An 18,195-nucleotide genomic window follows, 5' to 3' on the forward strand; every position below is an offset into this window, starting at 1 on the left:
GCGGATTCCCGGTCCAGCTCAAAAACCGGTTTCCGCAGCGTGCCGGGCCAATGACAAGCTGTTGACGGCGAAGCGGCCCGCTCCGGCCGGCCGACGACCCCTTCGGCACCTCGCCCGGCACCCCGCTCACCTGCGCGGTCCGGTCCGCCTCCGGTACTCCGCCCGACCCCCAGGAATCCCCGTGCGCGACCCCTCCGCCCTGCCCCCGATAGCCCGGTTCGGCTCGCTCGTCGCCTCCGACCTCCGCGATGTCACCGACGACGTGGCCGCGCTGGACTCCGCGGGTTTCTGGGCGGTCGCGGCCGACTTCGACGGCCGTACGGTCTGTGCCCGGTTCGGCGACGTACGTCAGCAGCCGCGGCCCGTACCACCGCCCGGCGCCACCCCGGCCGCCGTCGCCGCGGACGTCGGCTGGCGCGGCCCCGACCCGCGCGCCTGGACCTCCTCGATGGACCAGGCGGCATACGAGGACGGTGTCCGCGAGATCCGGGCCAGGATCGCGACCGGCGAGGTCTACCAGGTCAACCTCTGCCGGGTGCTGACCGCGCCCCTGCCCACGGGCCCCGCCACCCGCTCCGGCCCGGGCGCCCCTCCCGACGCTGACGCCGACATCGACGCGCTCGGCGCCGTCCTCGCACACGGCAACCCCGCCCCGTACGCGGGCACGATCCGGCTGCCCGCGCACGGCGTCGAGATCGCGACCGCGTCCCCCGAACTGTTCCTGCGCCGCCGCGGCTCCACCGTCGAGTCCGGCCCGATCAAGGGCACCGCCCGCACCGCCGCGGACTTCCTCACCAAGGACCACGCGGAGAACGTGATGATCGTCGACCTGGTCCGCAACGACCTCGGCCGGATCTGCGCCACCGGCACGGTCACCGTGCCGGCCCTGTGCGCGGTCGAGCCGCACCCCGGCCTGGTGCACCTGGTCTCCACCGTCCGGGGCGAGCTGCGCCCCGACGCCGGCTGGCCGGAGCTGTTCGCGGCCGTGTTCCCGCCCGGTTCGGTCACCGGCGCCCCCAAGTCCAGCGCGCTGCGGGTCATCTCCGAGCTGGAGACCGCCCCGCGCGGCCCGTACTGCGGCGCGATCGGCTGGGTCGACGCCGACCGGCGCGCGGCCGAACTCGCCGTCGGCATCCGCACGTTCTGGATCGACCGGAGCCCGCCGGGCGGCCCCGTGCTGCGCTTCGGTGCCGGCGCCGGGATCACCTGGGGCTCCGACCCGCACGGCGAGTGGGAAGAGACCGCATTGAAGGCCGCGCGGCTGCTGGCGGTAGCGTCGGGAGAGTACCCCGGTGAGCGCGAGGCCCCGGCGGAGCGCGAAGGGTACGCAGGGCACGAACAGGCGGCCCCGGGTTCGGGCGCCGCGCGCGGCGGTGAAAGGACAGTACGGTGAGGATCTGGGTGGACGGCGGGCTGCGCGACGCGGCCGACGCCACGGTGTCCGTGCTCGACCACGGCCTGACGGTCGGCGACGGCGTCTTCGAGACCCTCAAGGCCGAGCACGGCCGGGCCTTCGCGACCACCCGCCACCTGGACCGGCTGGCCCGCTCCGCGAGCGGCCTCGGCCTGCCCGAGCCCGACCTCGACGAGGTGGCCCGCGCCTGCGAGGCGGTGCTCGCCGCCAACCCGATGCCGCTGGGCCGGCTGCGCGTCACCTACACCGGCGGCCCCTCCCCGCTCGGCTCCGACCGCGGCGACGCGGGCGCCACCCTCGTGGTCGCCCTCGGCACCGCGAGCCCCCGCCCCGACACCACCGCCACGGTCACCGTGCCCTGGACCCGTAACGAGAAGGGCGCGCTGACCGGACTGAAGACCACCTCCTACGGGGAGAACGTGGTCGCGCTGGCCCGCGCGCACGCCGCCGGCGCCTCCGAGGCGCTGTTCGCCAACACCCAGGGGCAGTTGTGCGAGGGCACCGGCTCCAACGTGTTCGTGGTGATCGGCGGCCGGCTGCTCACCCCGCCGCTGGAGTCGGGCTGCCTGGCCGGCATCACCCGCGCGCTCGTCGCGGACTGGGCCGGCGCCGAGGAGGCCGAACTGCCGCTCGGCGCCCTCGCGGAGGCCGACGAGGTGTTCCTGACCTCCACCCTGCGCGACGTCCAGGCGGTGCACCGCGTCGACGACCGTACGCTCTCCGGCGCTCCCGGGCCGGTCACCGCCAAGGCCATGCGGGTCTTCGCCGAGCGCGCCGCCGCCGACCCCAACCCGTAGGAGCGCCCGCTGTGACCACCACCCTGCGCCCGACCCGGCCGGTGCGTACCGAGGACGACGGCACCCGCTCCGCCACCTACGCCGTGTGCGTCAACAGCCGTCCCGTCGGCGCCATCGCGATCGGCACCGACCGGCGCTACGGACCGACCGTCGGCCGGATCAACGCGCTGACGATCGACGAGCCCGACCGGCACCGCGGCCGCGGCACCGTGGCCGCGCTCGCCGCCGAGGAGGTGCTGCGGCAGTGGGGCTGCACCCGGGTGGAGACCACGGCCGGCGCGGGCATGCCGTACGCCCTGCGGATGGCCGCGTCCCTCGGCTACACCGAGCGCAACCGCGGCATGCTGCTCGCCCTGCCGGAACCGCCGCCCGGCGGCCACCACGCGCTGCCGCCCGGCACCGCCCTGCGCCCCATGCGCGAGGACGAGTACGGCGGCTGGCGCGGGGACGAACGCGACGGCTACATCGCCGCCCTCACCGCCTCGGGCGTCCCGCGCGAGCAGGCGGCGACGGAGGAGGCCGCCGGCTTCGACCGCGCCTTCCCCGACGGCCTGGCCACCCCCGGCAGCACGGTCCTCGTCCTCGAACTGGACGGCGCCCCCGCCGGCCACCTCGCCTGGATACGGCTGGCCGACCCGTCGTGGGTGGCCTCCGTCGAGGTCGCCCGGGAGCACCGCGGCCGCGGCTACGGCCGCGCCCTCATGCACGTGGCGGAGGACCTCACCCGCGACGCCGGCGCCACCTCGCTCGGGCTGAACGTCTTCGCCGCGAACACCACCGCGGTCCGCCTCTACACGTCCCTCGGCTACCGCCCGACCGACCACCACTTCAGCAAGCCCCTCCTCTGAGGGCACGAAAGCCGGCGGCGGCGAACGGCCGCCGCGAGTCTTGCCGTATACGACCGGCGTACCCGAGCGTCGTATACGACGGGCGGATACGAAAACGGGCCCGCCACCGGGGAGTCGGGGTGGCGGGCCGAGTCGCCGGCGCGGCGGCGCACGGTGCCGGGCAGGGCCGGGCCACCGGTCAGGTCAGGTCAGGCCAGCAGGCGGTCCGCGGTCTCCTCGATCCGCTCGCGCAGCCCCTCCTGGGTCTTGGAACCGTCGAGCAGTTCGTCGCCGATCACGTACGTCGGGGTGCCGGTCACGCCGATCGCCTTGCCCTCGGCGACATCGGCGTCCACCACCAGCAGATGCCGGCCGTCGATGAGCGCGGTGTCCACCTCGTCGGCGTCCAGGCCGAGTTCGGCCGCCGTCTCGACCAGCACCGGCTCGCCGCGGTCGGCCAGTTCCGCCGTCCGCGCGAGCACCGCCTCGGCGTACGCCTGGCCCTTCCCCTGCGCGTGCGCCTCCTCGTACGCCTGCGCCGCCGCCTGCGCGTGCTGGTGCTTGGCCAGCGGGAAGTGCCGGAACCGGATGTCGAGCGCGGCGCCGTACCGCTCGCGCAGCGCCCGCAGGTCGGCCATGGCGGTGTGGCAGTCCGGGCACTGCAGCTCGCACCAGACGTCGAGCACAACAGGGGTGGAGGTGTCGGTCATACCGCCAGTCTCCCACCGCTCCGGAGGGCCGCGCGCCGGGCTCCGCCTCCCCCTCACGACCTACCGCTCACGGAGGAGGCCACCCCGATTTGCCCCCCAGATTCCACGGAACCCGGCGCCTCGTCGTGGCCGCCGGGGGCCCGGGCGAGGCAGGATGGGGGAGACCACTCTCGCGGGGCCCGGCCGGACCCCCGGGCCGACCCGCAGCCGCAGGAGCCGCCGGATGCTGACCGACACGCTGTGCGCCGCCCTGTCCGCGGGCGGCCTCGCCATCGCGATCGTGACCGCCTACCGTCGCAGGTTCCTGGCCGCGACCAGGATCGCCGCGGTCTCGCTGCTGCCGGTCGGCCTGGCGCTGGCCGGTCTGGTCACCCTCGGCCGCAAGGTCGGCACCGCCACCGGCGACTGGGCCGTCGACCTGGTCTTCAAGCCGACGGTGTGGCTCGGCTTCGGCGTCATCGCCTGCTCCGCGGCGCTCTTCGGCATCACACGGCTGGTCTCCAGCCGCCGCCGGCGGCGCGGCGGTGGCGCCGACTCCGCCGGCGCCCCGGCCGGGCCCGCGGCCGTGGCCGGCGCCCCCGGCCCCGCGGCCGAGCCGGCCCCCGCGCTCAGCGCGAGCAAGCGGCGCTCGCGCGCCTCGGCGGACAGCGGCCTGTCGGACTTCGCGGACATCGAGGAGATCTTGAAGCGACGCGGGATCTGAGCCGACCCGGGGCCCTCCGCGCAAGTCGGTCCCGGCATCCGAGACGCAGGTAAACACCCTTGTAAAGTCCGCGTGTTGGGCGGCGCGGGATGCTGCGCTGCGCGATCATCGCGGTGTGCTGCCCACCCCCGGGGACGTCATCGCCCCTCCGCGGCCGGACCGTGCCGAACTGCCCGTTTCCGCCCTCGCCGCCCTCGTCACCCTCACCGCCGTCGGCTGCGCGCGACCGCTGCTCGCCGTCAGGCCCGTCCCCGTGCTTCCCGCCCCGCCGGTGCGCGCGGCGCTGCCTCCCGCGCCGCCGCGTCCGGTACTCCCGGTGCAACCGGTTGGACCGGTTGCACCCGGCCGACCTGTCCACCCCGGTTTCCCGGTGCGGCCCGGATTGCCCGGCTCGCCCGGGGTGTCAGGGGTGTCGGGCCCGTCGGGCCTGTCCGGAGCGCCGGCCCTGCCCGCCGCTCCCGCCGTCCCCGAGAAGCCGCTCACCGGGCGTGCGGCCCGGCGCGCGGCCCTGCGCCGGGGCGAGTTCGTCGAGCCGCAGGGGTGCTTGTACGCCTTGTCGCAGCCGCCGCTGATGCTGTTCCTGTGCGTGATCGGGGGGCTGCTCGGTGTGGGCGCCGGGTGGGACCTGCTCGTTCTGTAGCCGGGCGGGTCGAGTCGAGGCCGAGCGGGGCCGGGTCGAGTCGGGGTCGGGCCGGGCCGCGGGCGGGGGTCGGGCGCCCGGCCGCGGGTCAGGTCCCCGCGCCGTCCGAGCCGACGGGCCGTGCCGTCCCCGCGTGCTCGGCGGCAGGCCCGGCGGATTGCCCGGCGTGGTCCGTCCGCGGCCCGTGGCCGCCGTCCGGGCCCGCGTCCCCGGTTTCCTCCGCCTCGCGCCTGCGGGCCCGGTACGCGGCGACGTGCAGCCGGTTCCCGCAGGTGCGGCTGTCGCAGTAGCGGCGGGAGCGGTTGCGGGACAGGTCCACGAAGGCGCGGCGGCAGGCCGGTGCGTCGCAGCGGCGCAGCCGCTCCCGCTCGCCGGCCAGCACCAGGAAGGCGATCGCCATCCCGCAGTCCGCGGCGACGTGGGTGGCCAGGGAGGCACCCGGCGAGAAGTAGTGCATATGCCAGTCGTAGCCGTCGTGGTCGGTGAGCCGGGGGGTGGTGCCCGCCTCGGCGATCATCTCGTTGAGCACGGCGACGGCGCTGGGGTCGTCGGGGGCGGCGAACACCTGGGTGAACCGGGCGCGGACCGCGTGGACGGCCCCGATGTCCTCGTGGTCGAGGCGGGCGACGTCGCTGACCTTGTGCCGCTCGACGAAGGCCCGCAGGCGGGCGACATCGCCCAGGCCCTCACGGCCCTCGATCTGCGGCGCGGAGTTGACCAGGTCCACCACGCAGTCGAGCGCGCACCTGGTGTCGTGGTTGATGAGCACGGGATTCGCTCCTGCCGGCGTGTCTGGCGGCTGAGTCCCGGTGACTCTAGCGCGGGAGCCGCCGCCGTGGGGGTCTGCTCCCACGGCGGCGGCTCCGTTGCCTGCGGCGTCGGACCGCTGGTGGTGGTCCGACGCGGCCGGTGGTCCGGGCGTCCCCCCGAGTAGGACGGCCGCGGACGGTATGGGATACGGGGATCAGCTCTCCGCGAGGATGTGCGAGAGCTCCGTATCCAGATCGAAATGGCGGTGCTCGGTGCCCGGTGGGACCGCGGCGTCCGTCCGCTTCAGGAAGGACTCCAGGGCCCGCGCCGGGGCTTCGAGCAGGGCTTCGCCCTCGGGGGAGCTGAGGGCGATGCACACGACGCCCTGACCGTGGCTGCGGGACGGCCAGACTCGGACGTCGCCGGTGCCGGTGGGGCGGTGCAGCCCCTCGGCGAGCAGGTCGCGGGCGAACACCCATTCGACCGTCTCTTCGGCTCCGGTGTGGAAGGTGGCGTGCACGGCATACGGATCGGCCGTGTCGTACCGCAAGCCCGCGGGTACAGGCAGTGAGGATTCGCTCGACACAACGAGGCGCAGGTGCAGCTCGCAGCTGACCGTGGTGTTCATAAGCGCCAGGGCCTTTCGCTCAGTGTGCGCTCGGGGATTCGCACGTCGGCGAAATCGACATGCCACCTGCGGCGACGTTGTAAACCCCTCTGAGGTGTTTGTGAGGCTTCTGGTACCTCGTCCGGCTTAGCGGGAAGACCCGGACGGAGCCGTTTCAGGACGGTTTGGCCAGTCGATCGAAGTGGCGCGGTCGCTGCGGAGAGTGACGGTCGTGGGGGTGCGCTGTCGGATGCGCCGTTCCGGGGGGTGGCGCTCGCGCGGCGCGCGGCTCCCGGGGTGGTCCGAAGCGGTCCGCCGGGTGCGGTAATGTTGTGCACGCGCCGGGGCGATTAGCTCAGCGGGAGAGCACTTCGTTCACACCGAAGGGGTCACTGGTTCGATCCCAGTATCGCCCACCCGGAAAAGGGTCCCGGGCCGTCCGTGAGACGGTCCGGGACCTTTTGCGTGCGCGCCCTTCGCGGCGTGCGGCGCCTTTCGCAAGGCGCGGTGCTGTTCGCGACGTGCGGTGCGTTTCGGGTGCGGCGCCTTTCGCATACGGTGCCCGGCTCCCGGGGTGCCGCGTTCCCCCAACTCCGGGCGCACACTGGTGCCATGGACTGGAGCCACTACCGATTCCGTAGCTCCTGGCGGCTCGACGCGGGGCCCGACGCCGTCTACCGCGTGCTGGAACGCCCCGACCAGTACCCCGACTGGTGGCCCCAGGTCCGCGAGGTCCGGCAGACCGGCGACACCAGCGGCGTGCTGCGCTTCCGCTCCGCCCTGCCGTACGACCTCGTCGTCACCGCCCGCTCCACCCGCCACGACCCCGGGGCCCGCGTGCTCGAAGTCGCCATGACCGGGGACCTCGACGGCTGGGTGCGCTGGACCGTACGACCCGATCCCGGCGGTGCCACCCGGCTCCTCTTCGAGCAGGACGTCACGGTTCGCAAGCGCCTGATGCGGCTGCTCGCCGTGCCCTGCCGCCCGCTCTTCCGCGCCAACCACGCCGCCATGATGCGGTCCTGCCGCCGCGGCCTGCGCGCTCGCCTCTCCGCCGCCCGGCTTCCCGTTTGAACCCGCCCCGGGCCGCCCTGTATTGTTCACGTCGTCGGGGCGATTAGCTCAGCGGGAGAGCACTTCGTTCACACCGAAGGGGTCACTGGTTCGATCCCAGTATCGCCCACCAGACATGTATGACACCTCAGGGGCCGTCCGTCAGGGCGGCCCTTTCGGTTGCCCGCCGAACGCCTACCGGCGCCTGCCGGCGCCTGTTCGCACGTCCCGTCGACGGGGCCGCCGCGGACCTGGCGCGGCGCGCGAGGCAAGCGCGGCACGGAAGTTGCGGCCTGGCATCATCGTGCGGGTGAGCCGGACGAACGAGCCCCCGGACATCCCGAAGGACCGCTGGGTCTTCGGGTTGGAGGAGATCCCCGCTTTCGACAGGGGCGCCGACGAGGAGTTCCAGCGTGTCGCCTCCGCCTTCGGCACCACCGTCATCAGTGCGCCCGAAGGCACGCCTCAGGCACTGCGCTGGGCGGCGGAGGAGTTCGTCTCCCAGTGCGGGCCGGACTGGGCGGTCTCGTCGGCCCTCTTGCAGTGGCTCAGGATCGAAGCCGGCGACGAACTCCGGCTCGGGGTGGAAAGCTGCCTGCTGGAGCGGGTCTCCGACGATCGGGTCCGCCTGCACGCCCACTACAACCAGTGGGAGGAACTGGACGTCCCCATAGCGGACGTTCGGCGCATGCTCATCGACATGATGGACTTCCTCACGAAGGAAGCCCGTCACCCGCTGCCGAGCTGGCGCATCCTGCGCCTCGGGGAACGCGACCGGACGCAGCGGCGCACCGCCGAGTAGCCGTCCACCCACCGGCCCGTGACCTGGCCGACGGGTCCACGTGGAGTTCCACCCTGCTCACAGTGCCGACGACTACGACGCTGCCGCCCACCGGGTGTTCCAAAGCGCACTGGACGCAGACATGGCGACCATGCTGCCCCATGGCGAGATCCCCCGGCCTGCCGTCGACATGCCGCCGCACCCGATGCCCGGTGACGACCCCGGCCGGTGACGACCCCGGCCGGGAAGGCATTCGTATCAAGCTTCTGTCCACATTACGTGTTCGGTGACGAACGCAGCGTGGTGCGGATGCCTCCGCATGGGCGATGATATAGCCACGAAACATGCATAACCGACAAGGGAGCGCACCGTGAACAGCATTGACGAGTTACCGAGCCGGCCGCGCCCCCCGCGGCTTCTGTGGCTCGACCTGACCAGGCGCTGCCAACTCGCCTGCATCCACTGCTACAACGAGTCGGGGCCGCAGGGCGGCCATGGGACGATGAGTCGCGAGGGCTGGCTTCGTGTGCTCGACCAGGCGGCCGACTACGGGGTGCGGAACGTCCAGTTCATCGGCGGTGAGCCGACCATGCACCCCCACTTCGCCGAGTTGGTGGACCACGCCCTGAACATCGGCCTGCATGTCGAGGTGTACAGCAACCTCGTTCATGTTTCCCGGCGGTGCTGGGAGTTGTTCCAGCGCCAGGGCCTGACGCTCGCTACGTCGTACTACTCCGACCGAGCAACGGAGCATGACACGGTGACACGTCGCCCGTCGCACCGTCGCACCGTCGCACCGTCGCACCCGGGCCAACATCAGCCAGGCCGTCGGCCTTGGCATCTCCGTACGCGTCGGAATCGTCACGACTGAGGGCGACCGCGAGACCGACGCCGCGCGGCGCGACCTGGCCGGCTTGGGCGTGACGAGGATCAGCGTTGATCGCGTGCGTCCCTTCGGTCGGGGCGGCGAAGGCGAGGGCCAGGAAGAGGAGTTGTCGCACCTCTGCGGAGGATGCGGTGACGGTACGGCGGCAGTGGGCCCTGACGGCACTGTCTCGCCGTGTGTGTTCTCGGGGCACCTCGGTGTCGGCAACGTCGAGAAGACCGACCTCGCCGATATTCTCCGTGGGAGTGCCATGGCGGAGATCAGCGCGAAGATCCGGGCGGTCACGGTCGGTGGCGATCCGTGCGATCCCACGGAGACCGAGTGCACCCCGGGATTTCCGGGAAGTGAGTGCACCCCGAGGACCTGAAGGATGACGTGAACGACAGCCTTCCCGGAGCGGGTTTCTGGGCACTGCTCAACCCGCATACAGGGGACCTGGGCGACTTACGCCGAACGGCCCGGGGGTTCAGTTCGGACCTGACGGCCATTGTCGAGTGCGAAAAGGGGCCCTTCTTCGTCAAGGCCATGCGCAACCGTCCCGGCGGTCGCCGAGACTCCCTCATCCGGGAGGCGCTGGTCAATCCCTTCGTCGTCCCTCTCGCGCCTGCTCTGAAGTGGCAAGCGGAGAACGACGAATGGATCGTCCTTGGATTCGAGGCGGTCGAGGCCCGGGGGGCGAAGTTCGATGTGGACTCGCCTGACCTCCGCGCGGTCGTCGGACTGCTGGGGCGGATCGGCGAACTCCCCCTGCCCGGGGTCGCCGAGGGATGGGCGGAGACGCGATGGAATCGCTTCGCCGATGACGCGGCGGATGCGGCCCTCTTCGAGGGTGGGGCCTTGCTCTACACCGACATCAATCCGAGCAACTTCATGATCGGGGAGGGGCGGACATGGGCCGTTGACTGGTCATGGCCCACGCGGGGCGCGGCCTTCATCGACCCCGCTTGCCTGGTGGTTCAACTCGTCGCGGCAGGGCACTCTCCGGAGGACGCGGAGGCATGGGCCGACCGGTGCCCGGCATGGGTTGACGCCGATCCGCACGCGATCGACGCCTTCGCATCGGCGAACCTCCGTATGTACCAGAGCTTCGCGGAGCGACGGCCTGACGCCGCATGGCTCAAGGCCATGGAGACCACGGCCCGGTCGTGGGCGGCTCACCGCGGGGCTCCGGTATGACGGACGGGCCGCGCGACCGGTCGACCATCCCCTTTCGCGCGTCATGGCGCCGTTCCAGGCCGACCCGACCGAGGTGTGTCGGCGTCCAGTAGGAAGCGCTGGGTTGCGTCAACTCTGGTGCGGCGAGCCGTCGTTCGGGGTGACCGTGGTGGTCCAGCCGTGGTCGAGCAGGCGGCATGCCTGGTCGACGGCGGCGGCGGGGTCGGGGTGGGAACCGGCGAACGGGATGGTCTCCAGGGTGAAGCGGGCGTAGGCGGCGCAGAGGAGGTCGTCGTGCGGGCGGCCGGCCTGGTCGGCGAGCGCGCGGGCCAGCGCGTGTTCGTGGCGCAGCCACATCGCACGGGAGTACTCGCGCAGGGCCGGGGTCTGCTGGATGAGTTTCTGGAGGCGGGGGAAGCGGGGGTCCTGGGCGTGGCCGGTCACGACGAAGCCGACGAGGTAGGCGCGCAGGGCCTGGGGGAGGGTCTGGCCGGGCGGGCGGTCGGTGACCGCGCGGACCAGGGCTTCCTCGTTGCGGGCATCCTCGTCGAAGACCAGGGCCTCTTTGCCGTGCGGGAAGTAGTTGAACAGGGTCGACACCGACACGTCGGCGCCCTCGGCGATCTCGCGGACGCTCACCTGCTCGTAGCCGCGCTCCAGGAACAGCCGCAGTGCCGTGTCGGCGATCGCCTGGCGGGTGGCGGCCTTCTTGCGCTCGCGCCGCCCGCCCGCTCCTGCCCGCTCGATCGTCTCCGCCATGCCCGCAAGAGTATCCGACCCGAGAGAAAATTGGAGTGGTTGTATATTTGGAGTCGTTGCAAATATTGTGGCGCCCGGTGGGCGCCCCACGGGTGCCCACCAGCCCGCGGCACAACGCCGCGGCTGTGATCCGGCGCCCGGCGAAAGGACCCCCATGGACCGCACGAACCCTCCGAACCCGCTCACCCCCGCGAAGCCCCTGCCGCCCGCCGGCGCCAGGATCAGCGTCATCGGCGCCGGACCCGGCGGCCTGACCTGCGCCCGTATCCTCCAGCGGCGCGGTATCCCGGTCACCGTGTACGACCGCGCGGCGGGCCCCGACGCGCACAACCAGGGCGGCACCCTCGACCTGCACGCCGACAACGGCCAGATCGCCCTGCGCGAGGCCGGCCTGCTGGACGGGTTCTTCGAGCTGGCCCGCCCCGAAGGGCAGGAGATGCGCCAACTGGACCTGACCGGCACCCTCGTGTCCCATCAACTCCCGGACGAGGGCGAGCTGTTCAAGCCGGAGATCGACCGCGGTCAGCTCCGCGACCTGCTGCTCGGCTCCCTGGAGCCGGGAACCGTGCGCTGGGGCCGGTCCCTCGACCGGATCGGCGGGCCCGCCGAGGGGCCGCGGCGGCTCCACTTCTCCGACGGCACGACCGTCGAGACCGACCTGGTCATCGGCGCCGACGGCGCCTTCTCCCGGGTGCGCCCTGCCGTGTCCGCCGCCCGTCCCGGCTACACCGGGGTGAGCTTCCTGGAGGCGTGGTACGCGGATGTCGAGCGCCGCCACCCCGACATCGCCGAACTGGTCGGCCAGGGCGGTGCCCACGCGGCCGACGGCGACCGCGCCCTGTTCGCCCAGCGCAACAGCGGCGACCACATCCGCGTCTACGTCATCCGGCGGGCCCCGGTGGACTGGATCGCCCGCAGCGGCCTGACCGTCGCCGACACCGAGGCCGTCCGCGCCCTGCTCCTCGACGAGTACGCCCACTGGTCGCCCCGGATGCGCCGGCTGATCACCGACAACGACGGTCCCTACGTGGACCGCCCGATCTTCGCCCTCCCCGTCCCGCACACCTGGGACCACCACCCGACGGTGACCCTGCTCGGCGACGCCGCCCACGTCATGCCGCCGCTCGGCGTCGGCGTCAACCTCGCGATGCTCGACGCCACCGAGCTCGCGCTGGCCCTGGCGAACGAGCCCACCGTCGACGACGCCGTCCGCGCCTACGAGACGACGATGCTCCCGCGCTCCGCCGAGACCGCCAAGCTCCTCGAAGGCGGCGCCGAGCACCTCCTGTCCACCGAACTCCCCGACCTCGGCGACGGCGACGCCCCCCGGCGCTGAGTTCCCGTCGCGCCCCGGCCCGGGCTCTCGTCACAACCGGGCGTGGCGGGAGATGTCCTCCTCGAAGTCGGAGAGGGCCTGGGCGGTGAGGGTGGGGCGGGTGTCGGCGATCGCGGTGAGGTAGTCCTCGGTGCCGGCGGGCGTCCCGCGGCGGTCGGCGACCTCGCGCTCGAACGCGGCGTGCGAGCCCTTGCGAGCGGCGAACTCGATGTCCGCGGGCGTGAACATCTCACTCGCGGCCACCAGGCGGGGCAACTCCACCGTCTCGGCGGCGGCCCCGAGATAGCGGCGCCAGATCGCCTCGCGGGCCAACGGGTCGGGCGGGCCGACCGGGATCACGTAGTCGAACCGCCCGGGGCGCAGGAACGCCGGGTCCAGCGAACGTACGGAATTGGTGGCGCAGATCAGCAGGCGGTCGTCGTGGTCGCGGAAACCCGGGATCAGCTTGAGCAGTTCGTTGGTGACTCCGTGCCCCGGGTCGGCGGCCAGCCCGGACCGTACGCCCGCGATCTCCTCTACCTCGTCGACGAAGAGGAGCACCGCCTCCAACTCGGCGAGGTCGGCGAAGGCGTCCCTGAGCGACGCGGCCAGGCCGCCGGTGTCGCCTGCGGCGAGCCGGGACGGGAACAACTCGACGAAAGGCCAGTCCAGACGGGAGGCGACGGCCCTGGCGAAGCTGGTCTTCCCGGTGCCGGGCGGACCGAAGAGGATCACCGCTTTCGGCGGCGTCACCTCGTAGCGCTCGGCGAGCGCGGGCTCGGTCAGCGGCAGCACGATCCGGCGCTCGATGGCAGCCTTCTCACGGTCCATGCCCGCGAGGGCGCTCCACAGTCCGGGAGGCTCCACCCGGCCGCCGAGTTCCGCCAGCAGCCCGGCGTCACCGGAGCCGAGGCGCTCGACCTTCTCGTAGAAGACCAGTCCGGTGCGGGCGCGGTACCCGGAGTTCTCCAGGGCCGCGGTGCCGGTGGTCCGCGGGTCGAGCAGCGCGCCGATCCTTCGCACCCCCTGGCCGCGCAGCCGCCGCTCCAGCTCGGCGATCAGGGCGCTGCCGATGCCGCGGTTGCGCCAGTTCGCGGCGAGGGCGACCAGCGTGATCCAGGCCCGCTCGCCCTGCGCCCGGGCCACTGCCATGCCGACGACCTCCTCGCCGACCACCGCGACCACGGCGGGCTCGCCCGACCTGGCCGCGGCCATCACCTCGGAGACCGGGAACACCGGGTGGGCGTCGTCCGCCTGCCGGTCCTGGTCCCAGATCTGGATCGCCCGGTCCAGGTCGTCGTCGTGGTAGTCGCGCAGTCGCCACGTCGGCATCGTCGCCACCTCGCCCGCGGGGAGTGGGGGAAACCGGGTGGTCCGGCCGGGCGGACCCCGTGCCCGGCCCCTCTTCTCATTCTCCGTGCGGAGCAGGCCCACGGCGACCGGGCACCGCCCCCGGGCCTGCGGGCTCGACTGGTCGCCGTCTGCGAGGGCGCCGGTTTTCGGACCGCGGAACGGGACGGTGGCGGCTTCGCCGGGTTCGGCGGACGCGCTGTTCGTACGACGCGACCCTCCGCGTAGGCGGCACAAGCGGGGCGCGCCGCACGGGCGCCGGCGTCGGCATCGTGCGAGCGGCGCGGCAACGGGGCAGGCGGACCCCGGCCGGCGCTCACCGCCGGCAACCCGAGGCCGCCTGAGGCCGCTCCCTGGTGCGGTCCGATGCGGTCCGGGGCCGGACGGCGCCGTCCGCACCTCCGAGACGACCATGCTCCGTCGCTCCACCGAGATGGCCAAGCTCCTCGAAGGCGGCGCCGAGCACCTGCGGTCCACCGAACCGCCCGACCTCGGCGCCGACCGCGACGCCAGGGAGCGAACGCTCCTGCTGGGCCGGAAACCGCCTCACCGCGGGCGCGGTAGGGCCCATTTCACCGGGCGCGAAGCTGCGCTGCGGCGTACACCGCGAGCGGTACGGCGCCGACGAGAGCGAAGACGGCGCGGTAGTCCAGGACCGTGATCAGCGCGGCGCCGAGCGCTTGGGTGAGCGGCTGGGGAGCGAAGAGCAGGAGGCTGACGGCGGCGGAGGCGCGGCCCTGCAGGTCGAGCGGGACCAGCCGTTGGGTCAGCGTGAGCGTGGCCACCAGGCACCAGGGCAGGGCGAAGCCGAGGACCAGCGAGCCGAGCAGGGCCAGCGGCAGCACGCCGGTGGCGCGCAGTCCCGACCCGACCGCGAAGTTGAGCACGCCGAGCAGGATGAGCCTGCGCTCGCCGACCCGGCGGATCAGCGGTCCGGCGAGCAGACCCCCTGCGATCGAGCCCGCCCCGAGCAGGGCGGAGAGCACACCAAGGAAGCCGGGGGAGCGGTGCAGCGCCGACACCAGGCTGTACTGCGCGGCGACGGCGACCCCGGACATGCCGATGGCCGTGGCCGACATGACGACGGCGGCGCGCAGTTCGCCGACGCGGGCGAGGTGGCGCAGGCCCGAGGACAGGTCGGTGCGCCAGTCGAAGGGCTTGTGCGCCGGCCGGGGTTGCCCGAACCGCACCCGCGCGGTCGCCGCGGCCGCGACGGCGAAGGTCGCCGCGTCGAGAGCGGCGACGGCTCCGCCACCGGCCAGCGCGAACAGCCCAGCACCGGCCAGCGGGGCGACCAGGCGCCCGGCCTCCTGCAACACCAACGACACGCCGTTCAGGCGCTGCCGGGTCTCCGCCGTGAAGATCCGGGCGAACAGCGCGCCCTCCGCGGGACCGGTCACCGCCATCGCGCAGCCGTAACCGAACATCGCGGCGTAGATCAGCCAGATGTCGTGTCGCGAGCGGACCAGCAGCATCGGGAGGACCACCGCCGCGGCTGCGAGGTTGACGCCGATCAGGAGCGGTCGCAGCCGGTGCCGATCGGCGATCGCCCCGCCCAACGGGCCCAGCAGCGCCGGCGCGTAGACGCACACCGACGCCAGCGCGGCGGCGCTGCTACTACCGGTGAGCGTCTTGATCCAGATGCCCGCGACCAGCGACATCGCGTTGTCTCCGAGGAAGGAGAGGCCGAGGCCGACGAGGTAGGCGACGGCGTTTCGCCGTTCGGTCGTGGACGCCGTCATGGATTGCCTCGTAAGGAAGCAGGAAACATGAGTCTGATTAACTCAATGCGGTAAATGGGTGTCAAGAGGCCTGCCGCGGGGGCTGCTGGGCCTGCTCGTCGACGGCTCTCCGGCGACCCTGCCGCGCGGAAGGGGAGCCAGCGGAAGGGGTGCGGAGGGTGGCTGGAAGGCGCATCGGCGCAGGAGGCGTACGGCGCTCAGGGCTCGGACCGGCTGCCGCCCGACCTGACGTGGCAGGCGGAGCAGGAGGAACGGATCGCCCCCGGCCCGGAAGTCGTCATGTCCGTCGAGGTCGGCAGACCGTCGGGGCGAGGAGACGAGCAAACGTGGAAACGGGTAAGCGCCCCCGCCACCGACCGTACGCGTCACCACCATTGACCCGAAGATCACGCGGGTCTACATTCGCTCGCGCCCGGACGAACATGTCGATGCCGCGTACGCGGAGGTGCTGACAACGATGTCGAGCGAAGACCAGCGTGAATCGGGGACGAGCCGGCGGGCGTTCGGCAAGGCCGCGGCGCTGGCGGGCGGTTCCCTCGTCCTCGGGCTCGCCGCGACACCGGCGTTCGCGAGCCCGGCTCGGCCGGACGCGGGCCGGAACGGCTACGCGCGACGCGCGGTCGCGGCGTACGACGCGCTCCAGCGCTTCTACTACGCGCCCGACGTCAAGCTCTACGCGCCGAACCACCCCGCCCAGCCCGGCGACAACCCGTACGCCTACGTCTATCCGTTCTCCGGGGTCATCACGGCCACCCTCGGCCTGCTCCGGCTCGACCGCCGCTACGCCTCGGCCGTACGGGACCGGGACGAGGCGCTGGCCGGCTACTACAACCCCTCGCCCGTGTCGGCCAACCCGCTGAGCCCGCCCGCCCCGGCCAGCCCGCCCGGCTACGCGTCCTACCTGCTGCCCCCGCTGGGCCAGGGCGGCGACCTCTTCTACGACGACAACGAGTGGCTCGGCCTCGCCGCGCTCCAGCAGTACCGGATCACCGGTGACCGGGCGGCCCTCCAACGCGCCCGGCTGATCTTCGCGTTGATCCGCTACGGCTGGGACGACGACCCCGGCCACCCCGATCCCGGCGGAACGTTCTGGACGCAGGCCACCTACAACCACGACCGCAACACCGTCTCCAACGCCCTCGGCGTGGAGATCGGCGCCCGGCTGTACCTGCTCACCGGGAACCGGGACACACTCCGGCACTCCATCGAGATGTTCGACTGGGTCGAGGGCCACCTCAAGGCCCCCAACGGCCTGTACTGGGACCACGTCGACCTCCAGGGCACCGTGGACACCGCGCAACTGGCCTACAACCAGGGCAACATGCTTGGCGCCGCCGCGCTGCTGCACCTGGCCACCGGCGAGCGCGGCTACCTCGGACAGGCCCGGGACATCGCCGAACGGGCGCTGGAGACCTACGACTTCGCGAACAGCTTCGCCGCCGACGTCCCCGGCGCCGTGGTGCTGTTCAAGAACATGCTGCTGCTGCACTCGATCGACCCCGACGAGCGCTACCGCGGCGCGCAGCGCGCCTGCGCGGACGCCCTGTGGGGGACGGTCGACCCGTCCACCGGCCTGTTGCCGGCGCAGGCGGGGCTCGCCGTCAACACCCAGGCCGCGCTGGTGGAGATGCAGACACTGGCGGCGTGGAGCCCGCGCGACTACCACCTGCTCCTGTGAGCCCCGCGGCCGCGGGTAATTCGTACGACAGAGCGCCGCGGACCTGGCACGATGCGCGGTGCGCGCCGTACGGGCGGCGGTGGGACGAGGGGTGGGCGGTGGCCATGGGCTTCACGTTGGACGGGCCGGTGCTGGAGGGCGAGTTGGTGCGGCTGGAGCCGTTGGAGCACCGGCACGTGCCGGAGCTGGCCGCGGCGGCCGAGGAGGACCGCGGGTCCTACGGCTTCACGTGGGTGCCCAGGGCCGAGGACGTCGGGCACTACGTCGACGAGCAACTCGGGCGTGCCGCGTCCGGCCGGCTCGCGCCGTACGCCCAGGTGCTCAGGTCCTCCGGGCGGGCGGTCGGCGCCACTTCCTTCTGGGAGCCGCGCTTCGCGCTCACCCCCGACCGGCTGTCCGCGATAGAGGTCGGCTTCACCTGGCTGGCGAGTTCCGCGCAGGGCACCGGCGTCAACACCGAGGCGAAGTACCTGCTCTTCCGGCACGCCTTCGAGACCTGGCAGGTCGGCCGGGTCGACCTCAAGACCGATGCCCGCAACCTCCGTTCGCGCGCCGCCATCGAGTCCGTCGGCGCCACCTTCGAGGGCGTGCTCCGCAACTGGTCCCGGTCCTGGGCGCCCGGTGAGGACGGGCGGCTGCGCGACTCCGCGATCTTCTCCATCACCGCCGACGAGTGGCCCGAGCGCCGCGCGCACCTCGAACGCCGCCTCGCCGCCGCCACCGCGCGCGCCGATGCCGGAGTTCGGACCCGCAGCCGCTTGGCCGCGGCGCCGGAAGGGCGAAGCTGACCGGAAGGGCGAGGCTGACCGGAGGGGCGAGGCTGACCGGAGGGGCGAAGCTGAGGGCGCCGCAGCCCTCCTCGTGCGCGCACGCCAACACCCCTGGGCCCAAGGGACCTTGGCGGTGACCTCCAGCGTCTTGCGGTCGGGCCCGGTTGGCTGGATCTGCTCGTCACCGGTGCCGGCCGGGTTTGGCGCGGCGCCTTAACTCCATGCAGTGAACATCTTCCTGACGCGACGGTCTCTCCA

General features: G+C 73.0%; 18 protein-coding genes, 2 tRNA genes and 1 pseudogene. 15 read left to right on the plus strand and 6 right to left on the minus strand.

Translation table 11 applies throughout. The features are described 5' to 3' along the window. Positions 1 to 181 precede the first annotated feature (181 nt). Genes ACIPAE_RS16505 through ACIPAE_RS16515 form a run of 3 tightly spaced genes read left to right on the plus strand, consistent with a single transcriptional unit; the run spans position 182 to position 3,059 of the window. Positions 182 to 1,393 carry a chorismate-binding protein gene (locus ACIPAE_RS16505; protein ID WP_402445697.1) on the plus strand — a complete coding sequence of 404 codons (1,212 nt, stop codon included), beginning with the start codon at positions 182 to 184 and terminating at the stop codon, positions 1,391 to 1,393. Further along, positions 1,390 to 2,211 carry an aminodeoxychorismate lyase gene (locus ACIPAE_RS16510; protein ID WP_329371514.1) on the plus strand — a complete coding sequence of 274 codons (822 nt, stop codon included), beginning with the start codon at positions 1,390 to 1,392 and terminating at the stop codon, positions 2,209 to 2,211. The genes ACIPAE_RS16505 and ACIPAE_RS16510 overlap by 4 nt, the downstream gene beginning before the upstream one ends. Positions 2,212 to 2,222: 11 nt before the next feature. Then, positions 2,223 to 3,059 (plus strand): GNAT family N-acetyltransferase, encoded by an 837-nt coding sequence (locus tag ACIPAE_RS16515; RefSeq protein WP_402445699.1) that lies wholly within the window; start codon positions 2,223 to 2,225, stop codon positions 3,057 to 3,059. 188 nt (positions 3,060 to 3,247) lie between these two features. On the opposite strand, the gene ACIPAE_RS16520 is transcribed toward ACIPAE_RS16515, so the two are convergent. After that, positions 3,248 to 3,748: a DsbA family protein gene (locus tag ACIPAE_RS16520; RefSeq protein WP_329371520.1), complete on the minus strand. Its 501-nt coding sequence runs from the start codon at positions 3,746 to 3,748 to the stop codon at positions 3,248 to 3,250. 223 nt (positions 3,749 to 3,971) lie between these two features. On the opposite strand from ACIPAE_RS16520, the gene ACIPAE_RS16525 reads away from it, so the two are divergent. Beyond that, positions 3,972 to 4,451, plus strand: a complete 480-nt coding sequence (locus ACIPAE_RS16525; protein ID WP_402445702.1) for a hypothetical protein — start codon at positions 3,972 to 3,974, stop codon at positions 4,449 to 4,451. Between the two features lie 409 nt (positions 4,452 to 4,860). Continuing rightward, positions 4,861 to 5,091, plus strand: coding sequence for a hypothetical protein (locus tag ACIPAE_RS16530; protein WP_402445704.1), 231 nt, complete (start codon positions 4,861 to 4,863; stop codon positions 5,089 to 5,091). A 220-nt stretch (positions 5,092 to 5,311) separates the two neighbouring features. On the opposite strand, the pseudogene ACIPAE_RS16535 reads toward ACIPAE_RS16530, so the two are convergent. Together ACIPAE_RS16535 and ACIPAE_RS16540 are read right to left on the minus strand one after the other, a co-directional pair. Then, positions 5,312 to 5,860 (minus strand): annotated as a pseudogene (locus tag ACIPAE_RS16535) (CGNR zinc finger domain-containing protein); the annotation flags it as partial. A gap of 195 nt (positions 5,861 to 6,055) precedes the next feature. Further along, positions 6,056 to 6,469, minus strand: coding sequence for an SsgA family sporulation/cell division regulator (locus ACIPAE_RS16540; RefSeq protein WP_003959770.1), 414 nt, complete (start codon positions 6,467 to 6,469; stop codon positions 6,056 to 6,058). 323 nt (positions 6,470 to 6,792) lie between these two features. Here ACIPAE_RS16540 and ACIPAE_RS16545 point away from each other — a divergent pair. The 7 genes from ACIPAE_RS16545 (at position 6,793) to ACIPAE_RS16575 (ending at position 10,344) form a co-directional block, all read left to right on the plus strand. Next, positions 6,793 to 6,864 (plus strand) — tRNA-Val (locus ACIPAE_RS16545). A 196-nt stretch (positions 6,865 to 7,060) separates the two neighbouring features. After that, complete coding sequence (locus ACIPAE_RS16550; protein ID WP_329371526.1) at positions 7,061 to 7,522, plus strand: SRPBCC family protein; 462 nt, start codon at positions 7,061 to 7,063, stop codon at positions 7,520 to 7,522. A 37-nt stretch (positions 7,523 to 7,559) separates the two neighbouring features. Continuing rightward, positions 7,560 to 7,634, plus strand: a tRNA-Val gene (locus ACIPAE_RS16555). A 177-nt stretch (positions 7,635 to 7,811) separates the two neighbouring features. After that, on the plus strand, positions 7,812 to 8,303 hold the full coding sequence (locus tag ACIPAE_RS16560; RefSeq protein WP_329371527.1) for a hypothetical protein: 492 nt from the start codon (positions 7,812 to 7,814) through the stop codon (positions 8,301 to 8,303). Positions 8,304 to 8,652: 349 nt separating this feature from the next. Continuing rightward, positions 8,653 to 9,153 carry a radical SAM protein gene (locus ACIPAE_RS16565; protein ID WP_402445706.1) on the plus strand — a complete coding sequence of 167 codons (501 nt, stop codon included), beginning with the start codon at positions 8,653 to 8,655 and terminating at the stop codon, positions 9,151 to 9,153. 193 nt (positions 9,154 to 9,346) lie between these two features. Continuing rightward, positions 9,347 to 9,535, plus strand: coding sequence for a hypothetical protein (locus ACIPAE_RS16570; protein ID WP_402445931.1), 189 nt, complete (start codon positions 9,347 to 9,349; stop codon positions 9,533 to 9,535). Positions 9,536 to 9,543: 8 nt separating this feature from the next. Then, a complete protein-coding gene (locus ACIPAE_RS16575; protein ID WP_402445709.1) occupies positions 9,544 to 10,344 on the plus strand; it encodes a hypothetical protein in 801 nt (266 codons plus the stop codon). 108 nt (positions 10,345 to 10,452) lie between these two features. Here ACIPAE_RS16575 and ACIPAE_RS16580 read toward each other — a convergent pair whose 3' ends face one another. Further along, positions 10,453 to 11,082, minus strand: a complete 630-nt coding sequence (locus tag ACIPAE_RS16580) for a TetR/AcrR family transcriptional regulator (protein ID WP_329371536.1) — start codon at positions 11,080 to 11,082, stop codon at positions 10,453 to 10,455. Positions 11,083 to 11,236: 154 nt separating this feature from the next. On the opposite strand from ACIPAE_RS16580, the gene ACIPAE_RS16585 reads away from it, so the two are divergent. After that, positions 11,237 to 12,418: an NAD(P)/FAD-dependent oxidoreductase gene (locus tag ACIPAE_RS16585; protein WP_329371538.1), complete on the plus strand. Its 1,182-nt coding sequence runs from the start codon at positions 11,237 to 11,239 to the stop codon at positions 12,416 to 12,418. 30 nt (positions 12,419 to 12,448) lie between these two features. Here ACIPAE_RS16585 and ACIPAE_RS16590 read toward each other — a convergent pair whose 3' ends face one another. Continuing rightward, entirely contained in the window at positions 12,449 to 13,729 is a 1,281-nt protein-coding gene (locus ACIPAE_RS16590) for an ATP-binding protein (protein WP_402445712.1), read from the minus strand. A 590-nt stretch (positions 13,730 to 14,319) separates the two neighbouring features. Further along, positions 14,320 to 15,489: an MFS transporter gene (locus ACIPAE_RS16595; RefSeq protein ID WP_366410027.1), complete on the minus strand. Its 1,170-nt coding sequence runs from the start codon at positions 15,487 to 15,489 to the stop codon at positions 14,320 to 14,322. Between the two features lie 457 nt (positions 15,490 to 15,946). On the opposite strand from ACIPAE_RS16595, the gene ACIPAE_RS16600 reads away from it, so the two are divergent. Both ACIPAE_RS16600 and ACIPAE_RS16605 read left to right on the plus strand, forming a co-directional pair. Then, a complete protein-coding gene (locus ACIPAE_RS16600) occupies positions 15,947 to 17,167 on the plus strand; it encodes a glycoside hydrolase family 76 protein (protein WP_402445715.1) in 1,221 nt (406 codons plus the stop codon). A gap of 104 nt (positions 17,168 to 17,271) precedes the next feature. Then, entirely contained in the window at positions 17,272 to 17,955 is a 684-nt protein-coding gene (locus ACIPAE_RS16605; protein ID WP_329371543.1) for a GNAT family protein, read from the plus strand. Positions 17,956 to 18,195: the final 240 nt, after the last annotated feature.

The organism is Streptomyces sp. NPDC087270 (genome assembly GCF_044744625.1).
In the GTDB taxonomy this organism is placed as follows: domain Bacteria; phylum Actinomycetota; class Actinomycetes; order Streptomycetales; family Streptomycetaceae; genus Actinacidiphila.